Raw genomic sequence first — 19,253 nt, forward strand, 5'->3', positions numbered from 1 at the left:
AGCGATCCGGGTGAGGGCGGGACGCATGGCCGCTGCTCCAGGGTCGTCAGTCGGTACGGGTGGTCCCGGTGCTCGGGGCGGTCATGATCGCCGCGAGCCGGGACGGAGAGCCGAGCCCTATGTAGAAGGTCAGGATGACCAGTGCGGCGCGGCGTTGATCGTCGGTGAGACCCGACTGGAATCGTTCGACCCGGGTGTGTACGGCGGTATCGATTCGTTGCAGGAGATCGCGTGTGTCGGAGGTGGCCCGGATGCCGATCACCCGTTTGTCGGTGGTGTCGCGGTGCCGGGTGACCAGGCCGCGGCGTTCCAGTTCGTTGACAGTGCGCGAGGCGAGCGCGGGGACGATATCGAGCCGTTCGGCGAGACCGCTGATGGTCAGGCGGTCCGGGCTGCCGAACACCTGGAGCAGGGCCTGGTGTTGCAGCGGATCGAGGCCTTCGGTCTTGGCTTCGTCGTCGACCATCCGGAAGATGCGCCGGATCACGTAGCGGGCTTGAGCGATGCCGTAGACGTAGCCGTCGAACTTGTCGGCGCGGGCGCCTTCCTCGGCGGCCACCCATTCGCCCAGCATGTTCATCAGTTCGTCTGCCACCTCGGCGCCGATCCTTTCGTCTCCTGTGTTACGCCTCAGTCTGTCATCCGGCATTCGGCCGTCCTCCCCGCGACATCAGGGTGGCGTCTCCGGCGGCGCGCTGTAATCGTGAGCAGCGCGCCGCCGGACGAGCGCAACGGAACCGGCTACGGCGAGCTGCCGGCGTATCGGTATCGGACCTCGAATATCAGGCAGCCGTTTCTCATGGTCCATGGACCGTATTTCATCCCCGGTGGTCGGCATGCATCCATTCCGGCAGTGCATCCCGGTGGCGGCACGGGTTGTTTCCTCAGACGAGGGAGTATCGATGGGTCAGAGTGTGGCCGCCGAACCGCAGAGCCAGGGTCCATTCCTTGCCATGGCGGAAGGTCCCGTCCAGCAAGGGCACTGTTCCGGTGAATATCGCCAGGTCGCCGGTCGGATCGACGTCCGAGAAGACGTCGTTCAGATGGCCGAGGAGGTCGGAGGGCCGCCGCAGCGCGGACAGCGATCCGGACTGGTACGAGATCCCGTCCACTGTGCTCTCGACGGTTGCCGAGTCCCAGGTCTCGTCGGCCGCCCCCGTGGCAGGATCTCCGGGTAGCGCGGTGACGACCGTTCCGATCGGTTTCGGGCACGCCCCTTTCGATCGGCCGATGTCCTCGCGTTCGAGCGCCCGATCGGTGTGGTCCGAGCCGACTCCGACATACCAGTGGCCGGTGTGGCGCAGCAGAACCGGTTCGACCTCACCGGAAGTGGCCGCACCGGCGATTCGGTGTGCCGGGGCGGTGGACAACAGTCCGGGATCCAGGTCGTAGCGCATCGGAACGCGCGGCGGAGGAGAGATCCCGATAGCCGCCAGCTCGTCGATATGTTCTCTGACGGCGGCTTCGTCACGGCCGGTGTAGCCGGCGACGACCAGGACGCGCGGTCGTAGCTCGATCTGCTCTCCGGAACCGGCCACGGTCAAGGCCAGGGCGGGCGTGCTCACCGGGCGCCTCCCGGCAACGGGGTGTCGAGGTCGTAGCCCGCCAGCACGGTGTCCACGAGACTGCGCCGGCGGTCGAAATCGTAGACACCGTACATCCGTTGCCGGACCACGAACGGTGCACCTACATAGAACATCTCGTACTGGTGGTGGCGGCCGCCGAATTCCGATCCGACGAGATCCCAGGCCAGCTTCAACAGCTTGACTCGCTCTTCGGCGGTCTCGTCCGGACCGCCGATATACCGTTCGAGATCTGCCTGCATCTCCGGATGCGCGAAGTCCGCTGCCGCGGAGGGAAGTTGGATCAGCCCGCCGCCGCACAGGTCCCGGAGCATGTGCATGACCTTCGGGTACAGCTCGGACTGCAGGGTCATCACCGCGAAGCACTCTTCCCGCCCCGGCCAGGCGATCCCCTCGTCGTCGATCTCGCAGTTGCGTTCCTGCGCCGCCAACAGCCCGGAGACGATTCCGGCGTGCGCGGCCATCTCACCCAGCGCTCCGCGGACCGGGGGCGCCGCGAGGTTACCGGTGGCCTCGGCGATCCGGTGCGCCAGACCGACGGCGAAATCCAATTTGGTCGCCAGTCGCACCTGGGCCTGATGGTTGCCGAGGACATGGGCCGGTGTCTCGGTCCACTGCGCCGCGCAGATCTCGCGGTCACGCAGGACGAATACGTGTTCCCACGGTACGAAGACATCGTCGAGGACGACCAGGGCGTCGGTCTCGTCGAAGCGGGTACTGAGCGGGTAGTCGAAAACGCTGGTGGCTCCGGTCGCGTACGGTCGCCGGGAGTAGATCTTGACTCCGGACGCACCCACGGGGATCGCGACATTGATCGCCTGGTCCTCATCGCCCGGGCGTTGCGGTGCGATATTGCTGAGCACGATGTAGTCCGCCAGCGCCGCGCCGGTGGCCAGCATCTGGGCGCCGCTGACCCGGATGCCTCCGTCGGTCTCGCCGGTCACGCCCGCATACAGGTGCGGATCGGCCTGTTGATGCGCGGGTTTGGAGCGGTCGATCTGCGGCGGGACGATGGCGTAGACGGCGTAGAGGTCTTCGTCGCGTAGATGCTCGTAGAAGCGAACGAGGTTGTCGGCGTAGCTCTCGTTCGCCCGGGCGAAGACGTCCCGGCGGCCTGCCCAGCCCGCGAAGAAGGCCGCGACGTGGTCCGGGTTGCGGCCGAGCATGCCCACCGACAGTTCCGCACTGCGGCGTAGCGCCGCCCCGCGCGCGGCGAGATCCGCGGCCGAGCGTGGTATCAGGAACGACCGGTTCACCGGTTCACCGGTCGCCGGCGAGGTGAACGTCATGACGTCGCGGTTCTCGGGTGCGTGGGCGTGGTCGTAGTGGCGCGCGATCGAGCCGACGGCTCCCGCGAATGCGGGGTGGGCGGGGACATCGCGGACGACCTCGCCGTTGACCATGACGCGGCGACCGTCGTCGAGACGCTCGATGTATTCCTTGCCGGAGCGGGTCATGAATTCCTCCTGAAGTCGGTTGCGGTGGCGGCGGTTGTGTCGTGGACGAGGGGTGCGATCCCGGTTTCGCCGGTGCGGTGATCGGTCGCGGCCCGCGGCGAAACGCCGGCCTGAGATGTGTTGTCGAGTGCCGAGTTACGGGTCTCGGGCAGAAATCCGAGGCATGCCATGGCGATGACGGCCACGACAACGATGTATCCGGGCAGGATCCACCAGGCATGGTCGGTGGTATCGCCGAGTTTGGTCGCGATGGACGGTGCCAGGGCTCCGCCGAGCATCGCGCCGAGGTTGAACGCCACCGATGTCCCCGTGTACCGGGTGCGGGTGTCGAACAGTTCGGGAAGGAACGCGCCGAGTGGGGCGAAGACGAGGGTGTAGAGCACAATCCCCACGGAGAAGGCGAGCGCCATCACGACCGGGTTTCCGGTCTGTACGAGCAGGAACATCGGCACCGCCCAGACAACCGAGCCGATGATGCCCGCCCGGATCGTCCGACGCCGGCCGATCCGGTCGGACAGGCCGCCCAGCGGCACCGTGACGACGGCGTTCACCACGACCACCGCCAGGACGACCAGCAGCATCGTTGTCCTGGAAACGCCGAGTTCTTCGGTGCCGTAGGACAGCGAGTATGTGGTGATCAGGAAGAACAGCACCGAGGACAGGATCGAGGGTCCGGCGGCGAGCAGCAGTCTGCCGCGCTGGGTGCGCAGGAGCTCGGCGATCGGAACTCGTACCTGTTCCTGACGGCGGGTGAGTTCGCGGAATACGGGGCTTTCACTCACATTCAGGCGCACGTACATTCCGACGATCACCAGCAGAGCACTGGCTACGAAGGCGACGCGCCACCCCCAGGTGAGGAACGCGTCCTCACCCATGACCGCGCTCAACAGTAGGAAGGTCAGGCTGGACAGGGCCAACCCCACCGGTGGGCCCAGTTGCGCGAGTGAGGCGAAGAATCCGCGTCGCTGTGGCGGCGCGTGTTCTGCGATCATCAGCATTGCGCCGCCGAACTCGCCGCCGAGGCCGATGCCCTGCACGAATCGCAATGTGACGAGCAGGATCGGCGCGGCCACTCCGATGGTCTCGTAGCCGGGCAGCAGCCCCACGGCGACCGTGGCGAGTCCCATCATCAGCAGGGAGGTCACGAGCATTGTCTTGCGGCCCAGCCGGTCACCGAAGTGGCCGAACAGGATGCCGCCGATGGGGCGGGCGATGAAGGCGACCGCGAAGGTGGCGAACGAGGCGAGCAGTGCGGTCAGGGGGTTGAGGGAGGGGAAGTAGACCTTCCCGAATACGAGCGCGGCGGCTGTCCCGAAGATGAAGAAGTCGTAGTACTCGATTGCCGTGCCGACGAATCCGGATACGGCCACTCGGGTCGCTCCGCGGGTGGATACGTCGTCACCGGGTTGGGATTCGCCTATCGGCGGGGAATGTGGGTTCACGGGGGGTCCTCCGCGATTTCGACTCAGGACTGGAGGTCTTGTGTGGTGAATCACGACATTGGCAGAATAGGTGACTCAGGTCAAGTACTTGTATGTCATACTTAAGTTAACTAAATTCGGGTTCTCATTCACGAACCACCCGAGGAGGCCTCGAAATGTCTGCCCAGGCCGAGATCCGAACGCCGGACCCCCGCGCTTTCCGTGATGTCATGGGCGTCTTCGCCACCGGAGTCGCTGTGATCACCACCGAGACGGCCGGGGTCGCGCAGGGAATGACCGTCAATTCCCTGACTTCCCTCTCCGCGCATCCGCCGATGCTCCTGGTGTGTCTCACCGAGGGGACTCGCACGGCGCGCGCCGTGACCGACCGGGGCGCGTTCGTCGTGAACCTTCTCGGTCGCGGCCAGCGGCACCTGTCCGATCGTTTCGCCGCGCAGGGGCGGGAACACTTCGACGGACTCACCACGACACGCACCGACCGGGGGATGCCGAGGCTTGCGGGGTGCGCCGGATACCTCGAATGTGATGTGGATGCGATCCATCCCGGTGGGGATCACATCATCGTCGTGGGCCGGGTGACGAATTGTCACGCGGCACCGTCGTCCCCGCTCCTGTTCTATCGGGGTCGCTACCACCGCCTGGCCGGCCCCGGCCACGACGATATTCCCTTTGCTGTCTGAATCGGTGGTCCTCCTTCGTGCCGATCCCGCCCGCACGGTCGGCTCCGGCGCGTACGCCCTGTACCGACTCGACCCCCCCGGGCGAATCCTGACGCGAGCATATTTCGGTCTTGTTGCCGATGTGGGCAGGTCTGTTAACAGGGAGAAAGGGTCTTGTGCACCTTGTCGACCACATGTATACAAGTTACCTATGAGCAGTCCACAGAATGTCGGCAAGCGGGAATCCGCTCAGGACATCTCCTACAAGTGGTTGAAGGAACGCATCTCCGGGCTCTCCCGGGAAGGAGGGATCTTCCTCAGCGAGTCCGAGGTGGCCCAGAGCGCCGGCACATCGAGGACGCCGGTCCGGGAAGCGCTGTTACGGCTTCAGGCCGAGGGCTGGCTGCAGATCATCCCCAAGAAAGGGGCCTACATACCCCCGATCTCGGAAAGGGAGATCGAGGCCGTCATGGAGGCACGTGCTCTCGTCGAGGACTGGTGTATCCGCCGCGTAGTACCGGCGGATCCGTCGTTCGTGGCCGAACTCGAACGCATCGTCGCCGCGCAGGAGGCGCTGATCGACGATCCGGCCGGATTCATCGAACACGACCGGATCTTCCATCGCACACTGGTTCGCCAGGCCGGCAATCCAGTATTGGCGGAGTTCTACGAATCCCTGCGTGAGCGCCAGATCCGGATGGGTATGCGCGCCATGGCGAAGGAGAACCGTGCGCGCACGGTTCTCGAAGAACATGCCGCGATCGTGCGGGCTCTGGCTGCCGGTGACGCGGGGGACGCCCTGGCCGCGCATCTGTCCAGCACGCTCGAGGTGCTGCGGATGCCGGTCGACGATCACGGCTTCGATGGGCGTGCCATGGGCGGACGGTCATGAGAGTCGCACTGGTCCAGGTGGACAGTCCGGCCGATGAGCCGGTCGGAGAACGGCGCGCCCGGGTCGGCGAGCTCGTCCGTTCGGCGCGTGGTGCGGATCTGGTCGTACTTCCCGAGCTGTGGGCCGCCGGATATTTCGCCTTCGACTTCTACGTCCGAGACGCCGAGCCGTTCGAAGGCCCGACTGTCGAGGCAGCCCGGGGTTGGGCCCAGGAGCTGAACGCCCATATCCACCTCGGCAGTTTCGTCGAGCGCGACGCACACGGCAGGCTGTACAACACGGCGGTTCTGCTGTCGCCACGGGGCGAGATCGAACACGTCTACCGCAAGATCCACGTGTTCGGCTACAAATCCCGCGAAGCGGAACTGCTGTCCGCCGGAGCGGAGATCGCGGTATCGGCGACCGGAATCGGCAGTATCTCTGCTACGACCTGTTACGACCTGCGATTTCCGGAATTGTGGCGGGGACTGGTCGATGCCGGCGCACGCATCGTGATCGTGCCTGCGGCGTGGCCGGCGGCGCGTCGCGAACATTGGCGGCTGTTCACCTCCTGCCGGGCCGTCGAAGAACAGATTCTGGTGATCGCGTGCAATGCCGTCGGGGTCCAGGACGGTGTGGAGATCGGCGGTCACAGTCGAATCGTCGATCCCTGGGGGACTGTGCTGGCAGAGGCCGGAACCGAAACAGGTATCACCTGGTGCGATCTCGATCCCGCGGTGGTGGAGCGGGCCAGAGCGGACTTCCCGGTCCTGGCCGACCGGCGTACCGAACTGACCTTCGCTGCGGCACCACCCTCCGAGAACGATCGAACGGCAGGTGTCTCGGCATGACGAACGGTACGGCCCTCCACTTGACCGCGGCCGGCTCGGGTGCGCAGCTCGCACTGGACCCCGAGCGGTTGGTGATCGCTGGATACACCGCGCGGGACGAGGTTTCGGTGGCGCGGCATATCGAAGAACTCGCCGCGATCGGCGTGCCCGCTCCGCCCACCGTGCCGATGTTCTACGAACTCGAGCCCGGCCTGCTCAGCACCGGCGCGCGAATCGAGGTCTCCGGAACCGCCACGTCCGGGGAGGTGGAGCCGGTCCTTATCCGCCACCGCGGTTCTTACTTCCTGGGCGTCGGCTCCGATCACACCGACCGGGCCATGGAACGCGACGATATCGCCGCGTCGAAAGCGGCCTGCCCGAAGCCGGTGGGCGGCACCGTGTTCGAAATCGGCCCCGGCCTCTCCTTCCCCGAATGGGAGGACCTGGAAGCCGGTTCCGAGGTCGACGGGCAGCTGTATCAGTCCGGTCCGGTTTCGTCGCTGCGGCACCCGGCCGAGCTGTTCGAACGCATGACCGCCACCATCGGCGATATAGCCGGGGATCTCGTGCTCTTCTGCGGCACCCTGGCCCTGCTCGGCGGGGAATTCGTGCACGGCGACACCTGGTCGCTGAGCTTGCGGCTCGGCGACACCGCCCATCTGACCCACACCTATACGACCGCAGCGCGGTAGGAGCGATCATGAGCAAACCCGAATACGAGTTCTTCCCGGTCACCGACGTCGAATTCACCGTATGCCCCGGTGACGACCCGAAGATCACCGAACGCATCCTGGCGGCGGACAAGGACGCCGGTGTCGCGACGCGAATCCTGCGGTACGAGCCGGGCGCCGATTCGACCCCCATGGGTGTGCAGCGGCACGACTTCTGGGAAGAGGTCTACATCATCGAAGGCTCCTTCACCGATCTCACCCTGGGCGAGACCTTCACCGCGGGCATGTACGCGTGCCGGCCGCCGGGGATGCCGCACGGCCCCTGGCGCACAGACGAGGGCGTGGTCACCTTCGAGGTGCGCTACCGGGTGCAGCCATGAGGTATCGATTACCGAAAAGCGGCAGGTGGCAACGTGTGGTGCTGCCATTGTTCCTGGTCGCTGCCCTGGGGCTGGGGACGGGCTGCGGTATCGGCGGTGGGGGAGACGAGCTCACCTGGAAGGTCGGCACATTGCAGTGTTCGACGGACTGCGGGTTCCTGAAGATGGCCGAGGAGCAGGGCTTCTTCGAAAAGTACGGTGTGAAAGTCGAATTCGTCTCGTTGCAGAGCGCGTCCCAGGCGCTGCCGGCGCTGGCGTCCGGCGAGGTGGACGCCGTCGAGCAGAACGCGGGTGCCTTCTTCATCGCCTCGGAACGCGGTGATCTCGATGCCTCCATCATCGGATCGACGATGATCGGCCTGCCCTGGGCGATCTATGCGAAGAAGGACATCACCGACCTCGCGCAGCTGCGGGACAGGAGCATCGCTATCTCCTCTCCGACAGGTCTGCCCGCGGTCATCGCGAATGTGATGATGGGGGAGGCGGGCGTTTCCACGAAGACCATGCAGAACCTCAACGGAGGTGGCAATGCCGACCGGTACCGGGCGGTCGTGGCCGGCACTGCGGACAGCGCCTCGTCGCCGGCCGACTATGTGCCGCGTGCCGCCCAGGACGGCGTGAATGTGGTGGCCCTGTCCACCGATATCGTTCCCGAATATCCGCGGTATTCGATCATCGCGCGCAACGACCGCCTCGAGGCGAAACCAGAAGCCGCGCGCCGGTATCTGGCCGGGTTGATGGACGGATTCCGCTACGCCTACGCACATCCCGACGAGACCCGAGCGCTGTCGGCGAAAGAAGCGGGAACCACGGTCGACGACCCCTATATCACCTACATGCACGACCTGATCGTCGACAAACAGCTCATCGACCCCGACGCCGGTGTCGCCCGGCAGCGACTCGCCTACTTGTCGACGACGCTGGTCACAGCCGGACAGCTGGACCGGCCCGCCGATCTCACCACGCTGGTCGACGACGGCCCGCAACGTGACGCGCTCGCCCTGACGCGTCCATAACCCACCCTTTGCGGAACAAGGAGTAACCATGGCCGCGAACCAGGCAGGCGTGTCCATCGACGGCGTGTCCAAAACCTTCACTGTGCGGACGGGCAAAGAGGTCCAGGAAGTCCCGGTACTCGACAATATCTCACTGAGAATCGAGCCCGGCGAGATCATCGCCCTCACGGGCCTGAGCGGCTGCGGAAAAACAACTCTGCTGCGAATTCTGCTCGGCCTCGAACATGCCGATTCCGGCCGGGTGCTGGTGAACGGTGCCGAGGTCACCGGATGCGGTGCGGACCGCAGCATGGTGTTCCAGAACGCTCAGCTGTTTCCCTGGCGCACGGCGGTGGAGAACGTCGAATTCGGGCTGGAAGCCCGGGGCGTTCCGAAGCAGGAAAGGCGCCGGATCGCGCTGGAGAAACTCGAGCTCGTCGGACTGGGGCACGCCGTGGACCGGCGTCCCGATCAGCTGTCCGGCGGCATGCAGCAGCGCGTCGGGCTGGCCCGGGCTCTGAGCGTCGACCCGGCAGTACTGCTGATGGACGAGCCCTTCGGTGCACTCGACGCGCAGACCCGAGAAGGACTGCAGGCCGAAGTGCTGCGGATCCACCGAGAGACGAGCAAAACCATCGTCTTCGTCACCCACGACCTGGACGAGGCGGTGCTCCTCGCGGACCGCGTCGTGCTGATGGCACCCAACCCCGGCCGGATAGACCAGATCTTCCCGATCGATATACCGCGCCCCCGCACCGACCTCGTCACCGTCCGCGGCCTCGACGAGTTCGGCACCAAACGTTACGAGATCTGGCGCCGGCTCATGACCGGGACCTCCACGCAGGCCGCCGCTTAGCCCACTCCTGGATGGAATACAGAGATGACCCTCACTTCCCCTCCCGCACAGTCGGAGAAACAAGCCCGCCCCACCCCGGCCCGGCCCCCCTTCCACCGTCGGCACCGCAGTGGTTCGATCACTCTGGGTTCGATCCTCGTGGTGATGGCGTTCTGGGAGATCGTCGGTCGCCGGATGAATCCGATCTTCTCCTCCTACCCCAGCGCTATCGCCCGGAAGTTCGGCGTACAAATACAATCCGGCCTGCTACCGGAAGCGTTGCTCGACAGTCTGCAGCCCCTGCTGCTGGGGTTCTTGCTGGCGGCTGCCATCGGAATCCCGGTCGGCCTGTTGATCGGCCGTTACCACGCGATGGACGCCGCGCTCGGGGTCTACGTGACCGCGGGGTACGCCATGCCTTTGGTGGCGTTGATCCCGCTGTTCATGTTGTGGTTCGGGCTCGGGTTCATGGTGAAGGTCGTCATCGTTGTGGTGATGACGGTATTCCCCATCATCATCAACACCCGCGCCGGAGTCCGCGCGGTTCCGTCCACCCTGACCGAGGTCGGCACATCCTTCATGGCCTCCGAATTCGCGATCATGCGCAAGATCATTCTCCCCGCGACGGTGCCGCACATCATGACCGGGCTGCGCCTGGGGATCGGCCGTGCGGTCATCGCCATAGTCATCGCGGAGTTCTTCACCGCGATCAGCGGTCTCGGCGGGCAGATCATCCTCGCGGGTCAGCGGTTCGATACCGCGGGGCTCTTCGTTCCGGTGACAGTGCTCATGGTGCTGGGCGTGGGTCTGACCCAGCTGGTCGGCTGGCTGGAGAAGAAGGCCGCGCCCTGGGCCGCGTCCGCACAAGCCGGTCGCGCCTGAAATCCCGCGTCCACCACGGCTACACGAGAAGGCAGCAATGGCAGAGCAACAGCACATCATCGTCGCGGGCGCCGGACCGGTGGGCGTTGTCGCCGCACTAGCGGCCGCGCAGCGCGGGTTCCGCGTGACGATCGTCGAGCGGAACCCGGGCATCGAAACCGATACCGCCCCGCGTGCGGCCACATTCCATCCGTCCACGCTGGAAATCCTCGACGGCATCGGAATCATCGATGACTTCGTCGCGGTCGGCCTGGTGTGCCGGTACTTCGATTTCTGGGACAAGTCCACCGAGACCCTGGTCGCCCGGATGGATCACGACACCCTCCGGGACGACACTCCCTTCCCCTATGCGGTGCAAACCGAACAGCACAAGCTGGTTCGTATCGCGCTCGACCGGCTCCGCTCGATGCCCGATGTGAGCATCCGGCTCGGCTGGTCTGTCGAGGCCATCGACCAGGACGGCGACCACGTCGCTGTGACAGTCGGGCACGAGGGAGGGACCGAAGTCCTGTCCGGAGACTGGCTCTTCGGATGCGACGGCGGCCGAAGTACCGTGCGTAAGGCGCTCGATATCGAATTCGAGGGCTATACCTGGCCGGAGCGTTTCGCGGTGCTGACCACCGACTACGATTTCGGCGCCGCGATGGACTGCAGTATGCGCAGCTATTTCGCCGATCCGGGCCAATGGGTCAACCTGTTCAAGGTCGCCGGAGACGATTTGCGCGGCCGCTGGCGGGTCGTATTCGCCGCGCGGGCCGACCAGTCCGATGCCGAGGTGCTCGGTGACGAGTACGCCACCCAGGTGATGGATGCGATCCATCTCAGCGCCGAGCCCCGGCAGCTGCTGCATCGCGGCATCTACAACGTCCACCAGCGGGTGGCCGCCTCGTTCCGCGCCGGACGCGTACTTCTGGCCGGCGACTCCGCCCATGTCAACAATCCCATCGGCGGGCTGGGACTGAACTGCGGAGTTCATGATGCGCTGGAACTGGTGACCACCGTCGACGCAGTGGTCAACCATCGGGCCGGCTTCGCGCTCCTCGACCGATACGAACGTCGTCGGCGCACGGTCAATATCGAGTCCGTCCAGCAGCAGACCGTGGACAACAAGAAACGACTCGAGGAAAAGGATCCGGCTGTCCGGCGGACCCGTCTGGATCAGCTCACCGAGGTGAGCAACGACAAGCAGCGACAGCGCGAGTTCCTACGCCGGACCTCGCTGCTGGATGCCGTTGTCCGCGCCCGCGAGATCGACTGAAACCCCGAAGGACCGAACATTGCGAATCGCCGTACCCGACCTGGTCTCCCCGTCGTACTTTCCCGCCATAGCCGCCGTAGATCTCGGCTTGGCGCGGGACGAAGGTCTGGATGTGGACCTGGAACTGCTCTATCCCGTCACCGATGCCGCCGAGGCGCTGCGGACCGGGAAGATCGATTTCCTCGCCGGTGCCGCACACGCGCCGATGCATGCTTTCCCCGGTTGGCGTGGTGCGAAACTGGTTGCCGCACTGTCACAGAACATGTACTGGTTCCTCGTCACTCGTGCAGACCTGAAGATTTCGCGCGGTGATCTGGCCGCGGTTCGCGGTCTTCGAATCGGTGCGGCGCCCGGCCCCGACCTCGGTCTACGCCGACTTCTCACCGCCGCCGGGATCGACGCCGGCGCCCTCGATATCGGGCCTGTGCCGTCGACCGAGGGGGCGGGCACCTCCTTCGGCCTCGCCGCCGCCCAAGCACTCGGAGAAGGCCTGATCGACGGATTCTGGGCGAACGGGATGGGCGCCGAACTGGCCGTAGCGCGTGGCGTCGGTACCGTTGTTCTCGATGCCCGCCGCGGTGACGGCCCCGCGGGATCCCAGGCCTACACTTTCCCGGCGCTGGCGGTCACCGACGAAACGATCGAGCGCCACCCGGACGCGGTCACCGCGATGACCCGCGCGATCGTCCGTGCGCAGACTCTGTTGCGCGAAGATCCCGATCTCGCCACCGGTGTCGGCCGAAATCTCTTCCCACCGCACGAAGCCTCGCTGATCGCCGAGCTCGTACGCCGCGACGCACCGTATTACGACCCGCGGATCGATGCTCGGGCCGCGGCCGAACTGGTCCGCTTCGGTGTCGGTACCGGCCTGCTCGACGAACCTGTCGGCTATGACGAGGTAGTCGCTCCTTTCCAGGAGCTCTGGCACGTTCATCCGACCAGCTGATCCACCGATGCGGTCGTCGGCGGCCCGCACAGCCGGCTACCGTGCCGCCGCCCGATGAGGGGGCCGCGGCACGGTTGAGGTCGCCGTGAGACGGGTCCGTTCCGGAAACCGGCCGAGTACGAGGTCGCCGTCGTGCCGGATCAGGCTACGGTGGCCTCGACGGTGACCGGGATATTGCCCCGGGTGGCGTTGGAGTAGGGGCATACCGCGTGCGCGGCCGCGACGAGCGAATCGGCGCTGTCCTGGTCGATACCGCTGAGCTCCACATGGAGTGTGGCGGAGAGACTGAAACCGCCCTGATCGGTGCGGTGTACACCGACTTCGGCGATAACGGCCGAATCGGTGAATGTCGTCTTCCGGCCGGCGGCGACGGCCTTCAACGCCGAATGGAAGCAGGCGGCCCAGCCGGCGGCGAAGAGCTGTTCGGGGTTCGTCGCGCCACCGGGCCCGCCCATTTCACGCGGGATGGCGAGCGGGATGTCGATCAGGCCGTCGCTGCTGGTCGCACGTCCGCCCGCGCGGCCCTCTCCGGTCGAGGTGGCGACGGCAGTGTAGACGGAATCGGGCATGATGATGTCTCCTTCTGTGTCGAGTATTCGGATGTGGTCGGGAAGGACGATGATTCGGAGGTTTTGCCCGTCGGTGCGCGGAGGCGCAGCCGGGAGCGGGGAAGACGGCGAGTCCAGGCGCGATCGCCGGGAGCGGTCCGGCGGGACTACGGCGATCTCACTGTGCTGGTGCCCTACGGAGATGCAGCCGGATCGCCGAGATCAGGAAGAAGATCCCGCCGAGGGTCGCGTACCCGGCGAGGGTGGTGAGCGACGCATCCGGTGCGCCGGCACCCGCGATGAAGCTCGCACCCGCGAGGGTGGAGATCGCGCCGCTGAGAATCATCGCCCACTGGCCACCGAGCCGGTAGCGCGCGATCGCGACGATCAACTGCACAATGCCCGCGGTGATCGCCCAGACGCCCCACACCCGGAGGACATCGGGAATGCCCGATGTGCCGGCTGCCGCCAATCCGAGGGCGGTGAGCAGGCTCAACGCCATATTGACGTACAGCGGCGCCTTCGGACGCGTGGAGCCCGAAGTGCGGAAGTCGATCACGGCCGCGGCCACGTCGAACAGCGGATAGATCAGCAACAGGGCAATGCTGACCGGGGTGAGTGCCGAAGCGGCCGGGATCAGCAGTAGTGCCCAGACGACGGCGAATCCGAAGCGGGCGTAGTACAGGTTCCGGAGCGCCTCGGTGCCGCCACCGGTATCGGGGACAGGTCCGGCCAGGCCGGCGTCGATCGAGCTGGACATGAGATCTCGCTTTCGATGATCGAGAGGTTCGAGGGGAAATTTGGAAGAAAGAACGATCGGTATACCTGGAGTCTGCGTAGGTGACCCCGGTCTTGTCAAGACCGATCGTTCTTTCTGCTAACCTCGCAGTAGAAGACCGCGAGTTCGGAGGGAGTCCGATGTCGGAAGCACGCACGCGCCTGCTCGATACGGCGAGTGGGCTGTTCTACTCCGAAGGGCTCCATGCGGTCGGCGTGGAGCGCATCATTGCCACCGCTCAGGTGACGCGGGCGACGCTGTACCGGCACTTTCCCGGTAAGGACGATCTCGTCGTCGCCTACCTGACGCAGATCGACGAAGCGATCCGCGGGCAGGTCGATACCGCGCGCGGCGAGCAATCGTCTGCCGTCGATCTCGTACGAAACGTCGCGCGGATCATCGCCGACAGTATCCAGGGACCCGGCTTTCGCGGATGTGCGTTCCTCAACGCGGCGGCCGAGTACCCCGACCCCGGCCATCCGGTCCACGAAACCGTTCTCGCGCACCGGCAGTGGTTCCTGGCCACGATCACCGACATCCTCGCCGGTGTCGAGGGAATCGATCCAGGGCCCGCCGCCCGGCACTTCGTAATGCTGCGCGACGGCGCGATGGCGGCCGGCTGTCTCACCGACCCGGCTCCCGTCTGCGAGACATTCCTGCTCGGAATCGACGGACTTCTCGAATCGCGCGAACGTGCTCGCCGGGAGTCGGGCGAGTGGTCCGGGTGCGATCGGTGAGCCGATCGACTCCCGAATATCCTGCTACGCTGCGGTATTCGATATCCACGGTAGGTCCGGGGCGGAGTTCGACGTGCAGCCGGGCGGCGGGGTGTCCTGCCGCGGATCAGACGACCGGGACCGGACCGGGATCCGGCAATCCACGGTGCCACCGCCGCGGAATTCGATCGCGCGCGCGAGGTCGAGAGCCATCTCGCCTTTCGGGTACAGGGGCCACCACTGCCCGGCGCACCTTTCGACCCGGCCGATCTACAGCTGATCTGGTGAGCGACGAAGTGCCGGTGCGTGCCGGCTGCCGGACGACGGCTCGGCCACGAGACTGTTGTACAGACGGCTGAAGTCCAGCGTATCGGCCGGGCCGGCCGGGGTACGTTCGGTGCGGTCGACCTGGCGGTGCAGGGCTTCCATCTTCTCGTCGAGCTGGGTGGCGACTTCGGCGGCTTGGGCCAGATCGCTGCGGAGGTTCGGCGGGACCTCGCCGCGGTACTTGTAATAGATCTTGTGTTCGAGACTGGCCCAGAAGTCCATGGCGATGGTCCGGATCTGGATCTCGACCGGCATATGTTCGGTCCGGTGGGAACGGAAGACCGGGATCGAGACGATCAGGTGCAGGCTCTGGTAGCCGTTCGGTTTGCGGTGGGTGATGTAGTCGCGCTCTTCCAGGACGGTGATGTCCTCCTGGCCGGCGAGCATATCCTTGATCACGGTGATATCGGAGATGAAGCTGCATACGACCCGGACACCGGCGATATCGAGGATATTGTCCCGGATGGAGGCCAGGGTCATCGGGTAATTCTTGCGCCGGACCTTTTCCATGACGCTTTCCGGGGATTTGAGCCGCGATCCGACATGTTCGATCGGGTTGTACTCGTGAGTGCTGTTGAAGTCCTCGCGCAGGATATTGATCTTGGTGGTGATCTCGTCGATCGCGAACTTGTAGCCGAGCATGAAGTCGAGGAACTGATCGCGGAGCGCGTGCAGGTCGTCGAGGGTGATCGAGCTCATATCACCGTCCGGGCCGGTGCCGGCGCTCGATGTCGGCTGCCAAGGTCTCATTGGCTCCATTGTGCCGGTACCTGCGAATTCGCCGCCACGCCGGGTGAGGCACACCACCACCGGTCCGGCGCCGAATCGGCACAGCCGATGCGATTGCGGTTCCGGCGGCGGCCACCCGCCGGACTAGCTCGCCGTCCAGGCGATCGGTAGCCCGCCCGAATCGAGCAGCACGGCGAGTTCGTACGCGGACTGGGCCGAGAACGTGCCGCTGATCTCCAGCTGCCCGCCGGTGAGCGGTTCCTGTCCGACCGGCGCGACGACTACGCGGGAATCGACGACGAAAGCCGAACGCAGGCCGATCTGGTCTGTGGTGAACCGGTGGAGCGCTTCGGTCCGGTCCGGTCGGAAGGTCACCTTCACCGTGTGGATGCCGGCCCGGGAACCCGCTTCGGCTCCGACCACATCGGTGCCGCCGAGGGCCGCCGGTCCGAGCAGCAGGACTTCGTCGCGCTCCGGATCGCAGGTGACGAGGGGCAGCGCGGGATCGTCCCGGTTCTCCAGCGGATCGCTCGCTGCGCAGGTCAGCTCGGTCATGGCCCGGAGCTGGACGGCGGGATCGGTGCTCTGTCTCCTTGCACCGGTGTGCGTGGCATTGTCGCCGGCCGGACCGGAGGAGGTCGCGGGTGTCGCCGTGAGAACCGGGCGGATGTGGAGTCTCCCGGTTCGTCCGAGCTCACGGGCCCGGGTGCCGTCGTCACCGGGTATCGTGACAACCAGTCGGTCACCTTCTTCGACAACGACTTCGGTCCCGGCGAACTGGAGTCGCTCCGCCCGCTCGAGGATGATCTTCCGCGAGAGTGCCACGATCTCGGCGCTCGGTGCGGACCCATCTGCTGTATGTGCTGTCAGAGTGACGGGATGCCCCGGCTCGGCCTGCTCGGAATCGGAAAGCGAGCACCCGCTCATCACCACGACTCCGATGCCGATCGCTGCCGAACACCGCAGCATCCGTGCCCATTTCGACAGTATGAACATCGGCATCCGCTCCTTTGGGCTATCGGTTGGGAAGCCTAGCGGCCCGCAAGCGGGTGGCGAAACCTCTCTTGTAGCGACTCCGGAAGGCGTCTGTGATTTCGGCGGCCGATGATCTGGTCCGGTCTGCCCCGGTCGAGTGAAGTTTGTTCGGCGTGCGGGGTGGATGTGATGGCCGGGAAGCGGCGTCGCCCGGCGTTCGGATACCGCGCGGCTTTCCCGGATCGACCTGGAAGCGGATGTTCTCGATGCGACCGCCGTGCATATCGCGGGTCGGTGCGCCGATGTGGTAGCCGCCGATCCGATATCGCGCGCCGGGTCAGTCGTCGGCGTGCTCGGGCAGGCGGATCTCGAGGCGGGCGCCGCCGTGGGGCGAGCTCGACAGTCGCGCACTGCCGCCGGCGTCGCGGGCCGCCTCGGCGACGATGGCCAGGCCCAGGCCGGCGCCGCCGTGCGCGCGGCTGCGGTCGTCGTCGCGGCGTTCGAAGCGGTGGAAAAGCCGGACCCGGTCGAGTTCCGGGACCCCGTCGCCGTCGTCGTCGACCCACAGGACAACCTGCCCGTCCGCGCAACGCAGCGTGAAGTCGACGCGACTGTGCGCGTGCCGGCGCGCGTTGTCGGTGGCGTTGCGTACCGCCCGGGACAGCAGCCCTTCGTCGGCGAAAACCCGGGCGGGGCCCACCGCGGCGGTATCCAGGGCAACCCCGAGCTGGCGCAGCCGGCCCGCTTCGGCGAGAACGATATCGTCGAGATCGACCTCGTTGCGATTATGACTGCGGCCTTCGCCGAGACGCGCCAGCACCAGTAGATCGTTCACCAGATCGTGTAATCGGGCGGCCTCGCTGTCCACGACCCCGGCCAGCGATTCCAGATCGGTGGCCCCGGGATGATGCAATGCGACCTGGGCGTGCTGGCGGATGGCGGCCACCGGCGAGCGCAGTTCGTGCGAAGCGTCGGAGACGAACCGCTGCTGCGCCCGATGTGAGGACTCGAGCCGGTCGAGCATATGGTTCATCGTCGCGGCCAGCCGTGCGACCTCGTCTTCCCCGGCCGGGGGATCCACCCGCCGGGACAGATCCTCGCCGATGGATTCGACATCGAGCCGGATCCGCTCGACCGGTCGCAGCGAGCGGCCCACCACCGCCCACATGAGTGCCGCCACGAACGCGCTGACCGTGGGCACCGCGGCGGCCAGTAGCAGAGCCGCCGACTTCACCGCGTCGTCGGCGTCCTCGAGCGAGCGCGCGACGACAACGAACTGCACCGCTCCCGATTCCGAGGTGATCGGCGCCGATTGCACGGCATAGCCGACACCGCCGATGGTGAACCGTTGCGCGGACGGCACCGGTAGCGCGGGTCCGTTGGCCGAATCCCCCTCGGCCGCGGCGATCACCCGGCCGTCCTGCTGTAGCTGGATGATCACATTGTCGACTTCCGAAATCGGTAGGGGCACGGCGCTGCCGGTGTCCGCGCCGATCCGGTGCTGTGCGTCGGTGGCGATCTGGTCGGCCTGGATATCGGCCGCGTTCCATTGCGCGGTGACCAGCGTATGCCGGAACAGCATCAGAAAACTGACCGCTCCGGCGGCCAGGACCGCCAGTACGATCGCCGTGGTCGTGACCGTGATCCGTACGCGCAGCGAGGGCAGGGCCGGGCTACGCATCGGGCATCAGCCGGTATCCCGCACCGCGTACGGTGCGGATGGTGTCGACGGCGAACGGCTTGTCGATCTTGGCGCGCAGATGCGCGATGTAGACCTCGACGATATTGGAATCACCGTCGAACTCGCCGTGCCAGACGCCGGCCAGAATATCGCTCTTGGACCGGACCACGCCCGGCTCGCGGGCGAAGAAAGCCAGGACCGCGAACTCCCGGGCCGTCAACCGCACCGGAGTGTCACCACGCCGCACCTCCCGGGTGGCCGGGTCGAGACGGAGGCTTCCCACCCGCAGCGATGTCGGGCGCTCCGGGCGGCCGCGCCGGATCAGCGCCCGTAACCGCGCGACCAGAACCGGGAAATCGGCCGGTTTGATCACATAGTCGTCGGCGCCGGTATCGAGACCTTCGACCTGATCCCATTGGCCGTCCTTGGCGGTGAGCATGAGAATCGGTGTCCAATTCCCTTCGTCGCGCAGGGTCCGGCACACCGCGTACCCGCTCATGCCCGGCATCATCACATCGAGTACGAGGGCGTCGTAGCGGACCTCACGTGCCCGCCACAGGCCGTCGGCCGCGTTATAGGCCAGATCGACCGCGAAGCCCTCGGCCTGCAGCCCTCGCCGCAGCCCGTCGGCGAAGCGGACCTCGTCATCGACCACCAATATGCGCACGCCAGCCAGTATGAATCGACGGG

At 66.1% G+C, this 19,253-nt stretch carries 21 protein-coding genes; 11 read left to right on the forward strand and 10 right to left on the reverse strand.

What is annotated here, in order from left to right:
* Window positions 1-46: 46 nt before the first annotated feature.
* The 4 genes from ACWEWT_RS13380 to ACWEWT_RS13395 form a co-directional block, all read right to left on the reverse strand.
* Window positions 47-595 (reverse strand): MarR family winged helix-turn-helix transcriptional regulator, encoded by a 549-nt coding sequence (locus ACWEWT_RS13380; RefSeq protein WP_452558767.1) that lies wholly within the window; start codon window positions 593-595, stop codon window positions 47-49.
* Between the two features lie 289 nt (window positions 596-884).
* Window positions 885-1,565: a DUF2848 family protein gene (locus ACWEWT_RS13385; protein ID WP_452558768.1), complete on the reverse strand. Its 681-nt coding sequence runs from the start codon at window positions 1,563-1,565 to the stop codon at window positions 885-887.
* Window positions 1,562-3,040, reverse strand: a complete 1,479-nt coding sequence (locus ACWEWT_RS13390; RefSeq protein WP_452558770.1) for a 4-hydroxyphenylacetate 3-hydroxylase family protein — start codon at window positions 3,038-3,040, stop codon at window positions 1,562-1,564. The genes ACWEWT_RS13385 and ACWEWT_RS13390 overlap by 4 nt, the downstream gene beginning before the upstream one ends.
* Entirely contained in the window at window positions 3,037-4,410 is a 1,374-nt protein-coding gene (locus tag ACWEWT_RS13395) for an MFS transporter (protein ID WP_452558772.1), read from the reverse strand. The genes ACWEWT_RS13390 and ACWEWT_RS13395 overlap by 4 nt, the downstream gene beginning before the upstream one ends.
* A 227-nt stretch (window positions 4,411-4,637) precedes the next feature.
* On the opposite strand from ACWEWT_RS13395, the gene ACWEWT_RS13400 reads away from it, so the two are divergent.
* The 10 genes from ACWEWT_RS13400 (at window position 4,638) to ACWEWT_RS13445 (ending at window position 12,809) form a co-directional block, all read left to right on the forward strand.
* Window positions 4,638-5,162: a flavin reductase family protein gene (locus ACWEWT_RS13400; RefSeq protein ID WP_452558774.1), complete on the forward strand. Its 525-nt coding sequence runs from the start codon at window positions 4,638-4,640 to the stop codon at window positions 5,160-5,162.
* 190 nt (window positions 5,163-5,352) lie between these two features.
* A complete protein-coding gene (locus tag ACWEWT_RS13405; protein WP_452558775.1) occupies window positions 5,353-6,033 on the forward strand; it encodes a GntR family transcriptional regulator in 681 nt (226 codons plus the stop codon).
* Window positions 6,030-6,863 carry a carbon-nitrogen family hydrolase gene (locus ACWEWT_RS13410; RefSeq protein ID WP_452558777.1) on the forward strand — a complete coding sequence of 278 codons (834 nt, stop codon included), beginning with the start codon at window positions 6,030-6,032 and terminating at the stop codon, window positions 6,861-6,863. Before ACWEWT_RS13405 ends, ACWEWT_RS13410 begins: the two co-directional genes overlap by 4 nt.
* Window positions 6,860-7,534, forward strand: a complete 675-nt coding sequence (locus tag ACWEWT_RS13415) for a DUF2848 family protein (RefSeq protein ID WP_452558779.1) — start codon at window positions 6,860-6,862, stop codon at window positions 7,532-7,534. Before ACWEWT_RS13410 ends, ACWEWT_RS13415 begins: the two co-directional genes overlap by 4 nt.
* An 8-nt stretch (window positions 7,535-7,542) precedes the next feature.
* Window positions 7,543-7,893 (forward strand): cupin domain-containing protein, encoded by a 351-nt coding sequence (locus tag ACWEWT_RS13420; RefSeq protein ID WP_452558780.1) that lies wholly within the window; start codon window positions 7,543-7,545, stop codon window positions 7,891-7,893.
* Between the two features lie 35 nt (window positions 7,894-7,928).
* The gene (locus ACWEWT_RS13425) at window positions 7,929-8,909 is read left to right on the forward strand and encodes an ABC transporter substrate-binding protein (RefSeq protein WP_452558781.1); all 981 of its coding nucleotides are present in this window, start codon (window positions 7,929-7,931) and stop codon (window positions 8,907-8,909) included.
* Between the two features lie 28 nt (window positions 8,910-8,937).
* On the forward strand, window positions 8,938-9,744 hold the full coding sequence (locus ACWEWT_RS13430; protein ID WP_452558783.1) for an ABC transporter ATP-binding protein: 807 nt from the start codon (window positions 8,938-8,940) through the stop codon (window positions 9,742-9,744).
* 24 nt (window positions 9,745-9,768) lie between these two features.
* Window positions 9,769-10,605, forward strand: coding sequence for an ABC transporter permease (locus ACWEWT_RS13435; RefSeq protein WP_452558784.1), 837 nt, complete (start codon window positions 9,769-9,771; stop codon window positions 10,603-10,605).
* A gap of 37 nt (window positions 10,606-10,642) precedes the next feature.
* Window positions 10,643-11,863, forward strand: coding sequence for an FAD-dependent oxidoreductase (locus tag ACWEWT_RS13440; RefSeq protein WP_452558785.1), 1,221 nt, complete (start codon window positions 10,643-10,645; stop codon window positions 11,861-11,863).
* Between the two features lie 19 nt (window positions 11,864-11,882).
* Window positions 11,883-12,809, forward strand: a complete 927-nt coding sequence (locus ACWEWT_RS13445) for an ABC transporter substrate-binding protein (RefSeq protein ID WP_452558786.1) — start codon at window positions 11,883-11,885, stop codon at window positions 12,807-12,809.
* A gap of 140 nt (window positions 12,810-12,949) precedes the next feature.
* On the opposite strand, the gene ACWEWT_RS13450 is transcribed toward ACWEWT_RS13445, so the two are convergent.
* Complete coding sequence (locus tag ACWEWT_RS13450; RefSeq protein ID WP_452558787.1) at window positions 12,950-13,378, reverse strand: organic hydroperoxide resistance protein; 429 nt, start codon at window positions 13,376-13,378, stop codon at window positions 12,950-12,952.
* Between the two features lie 157 nt (window positions 13,379-13,535).
* The gene (locus ACWEWT_RS13455; RefSeq protein ID WP_452558788.1) at window positions 13,536-14,117 is read right to left on the reverse strand and encodes a hypothetical protein; all 582 of its coding nucleotides are present in this window, start codon (window positions 14,115-14,117) and stop codon (window positions 13,536-13,538) included.
* Window positions 14,118-14,275: 158 nt separating this feature from the next.
* Between ACWEWT_RS13455 and ACWEWT_RS13460 the strand changes: the two genes are divergently transcribed.
* Window positions 14,276-14,872, forward strand: coding sequence for a TetR/AcrR family transcriptional regulator (locus tag ACWEWT_RS13460; RefSeq protein ID WP_452558790.1), 597 nt, complete (start codon window positions 14,276-14,278; stop codon window positions 14,870-14,872).
* A 249-nt stretch (window positions 14,873-15,121) separates the two neighbouring features.
* On the opposite strand, the gene ACWEWT_RS13465 is transcribed toward ACWEWT_RS13460, so the two are convergent.
* From ACWEWT_RS13465 to ACWEWT_RS13480, 4 genes are all read right to left on the reverse strand, one after another.
* Window positions 15,122-15,877 carry a GTP pyrophosphokinase gene (locus ACWEWT_RS13465; RefSeq protein ID WP_452558792.1) on the reverse strand — a complete coding sequence of 252 codons (756 nt, stop codon included), beginning with the start codon at window positions 15,875-15,877 and terminating at the stop codon, window positions 15,122-15,124.
* Window positions 15,878-16,051: 174 nt separating this feature from the next.
* A complete protein-coding gene (locus ACWEWT_RS13470) occupies window positions 16,052-16,903 on the reverse strand; it encodes a SecDF P1 head subdomain-containing protein (protein WP_452558794.1) in 852 nt (283 codons plus the stop codon).
* 316 nt (window positions 16,904-17,219) lie between these two features.
* Window positions 17,220-18,563 (reverse strand): sensor histidine kinase, encoded by a 1,344-nt coding sequence (locus tag ACWEWT_RS13475; protein ID WP_452558795.1) that lies wholly within the window; start codon window positions 18,561-18,563, stop codon window positions 17,220-17,222.
* The gene (locus ACWEWT_RS13480) at window positions 18,556-19,230 is read right to left on the reverse strand and encodes a response regulator transcription factor (RefSeq protein WP_452558796.1); all 675 of its coding nucleotides are present in this window, start codon (window positions 19,228-19,230) and stop codon (window positions 18,556-18,558) included. Before ACWEWT_RS13480 ends, ACWEWT_RS13475 begins: the two co-directional genes overlap by 8 nt.
* Window positions 19,231-19,253 lie beyond the last annotated feature (23 nt).

It is taken from the genome of Nocardia sp. NPDC003963 (assembly GCF_053605105.1).

Coding starts and splice junctions, on each gene's coding strand:
- ACWEWT_RS13390 (WP_452558770.1), bottom strand. CDS start 3,040: ATGACCCGCTCCGGCAAGGAATACATCGAGCGTCTCGACGACGGTCGC.
- ACWEWT_RS13400 (WP_452558774.1), top strand. CDS start 4,638: ATGTCTGCCCAGGCCGAGATCCGAACGCCGGACCCCCGCGCTTTCCGT.
- ACWEWT_RS13405 (WP_452558775.1), top strand. CDS start 5,353: ATGAGCAGTCCACAGAATGTCGGCAAGCGGGAATCCGCTCAGGACATC.
- ACWEWT_RS13410 (WP_452558777.1), top strand. CDS start 6,030: ATGAGAGTCGCACTGGTCCAGGTGGACAGTCCGGCCGATGAGCCGGTC.
- ACWEWT_RS13415 (WP_452558779.1), top strand. CDS start 6,860: ATGACGAACGGTACGGCCCTCCACTTGACCGCGGCCGGCTCGGGTGCG.
- ACWEWT_RS13420 (WP_452558780.1), top strand. CDS start 7,543: ATGAGCAAACCCGAATACGAGTTCTTCCCGGTCACCGACGTCGAATTC.
- ACWEWT_RS13430 (WP_452558783.1), top strand. CDS start 8,938: ATGGCCGCGAACCAGGCAGGCGTGTCCATCGACGGCGTGTCCAAAACC.
- ACWEWT_RS13435 (WP_452558784.1), top strand. CDS start 9,769: ATGACCCTCACTTCCCCTCCCGCACAGTCGGAGAAACAAGCCCGCCCC.
- ACWEWT_RS13440 (WP_452558785.1), top strand. CDS start 10,643: ATGGCAGAGCAACAGCACATCATCGTCGCGGGCGCCGGACCGGTGGGC.
- ACWEWT_RS13450 (WP_452558787.1), bottom strand. CDS start 13,378: ATGCCCGATTCCGTCTACACTGCCGTCGCCACCTCGACCGGAGAGGGC.
- ACWEWT_RS13455 (WP_452558788.1), bottom strand. CDS start 14,117: ATGTCCAGCTCGATCGACGCCGGCCTGGCCGGACCTGTCCCCGATACC.
- ACWEWT_RS13460 (WP_452558790.1), top strand. CDS start 14,276: ATGTCGGAAGCACGCACGCGCCTGCTCGATACGGCGAGTGGGCTGTTC.
- ACWEWT_RS13465 (WP_452558792.1), bottom strand. CDS start 15,877: ATGAGCTCGATCACCCTCGACGACCTGCACGCGCTCCGCGATCAGTTC.
- ACWEWT_RS13470 (WP_452558794.1), bottom strand. CDS start 16,903: ATGTTCATACTGTCGAAATGGGCACGGATGCTGCGGTGTTCGGCAGCG.
- ACWEWT_RS13475 (WP_452558795.1), bottom strand. CDS start 18,563: ATGCGTAGCCCGGCCCTGCCCTCGCTGCGCGTACGGATCACGGTCACG.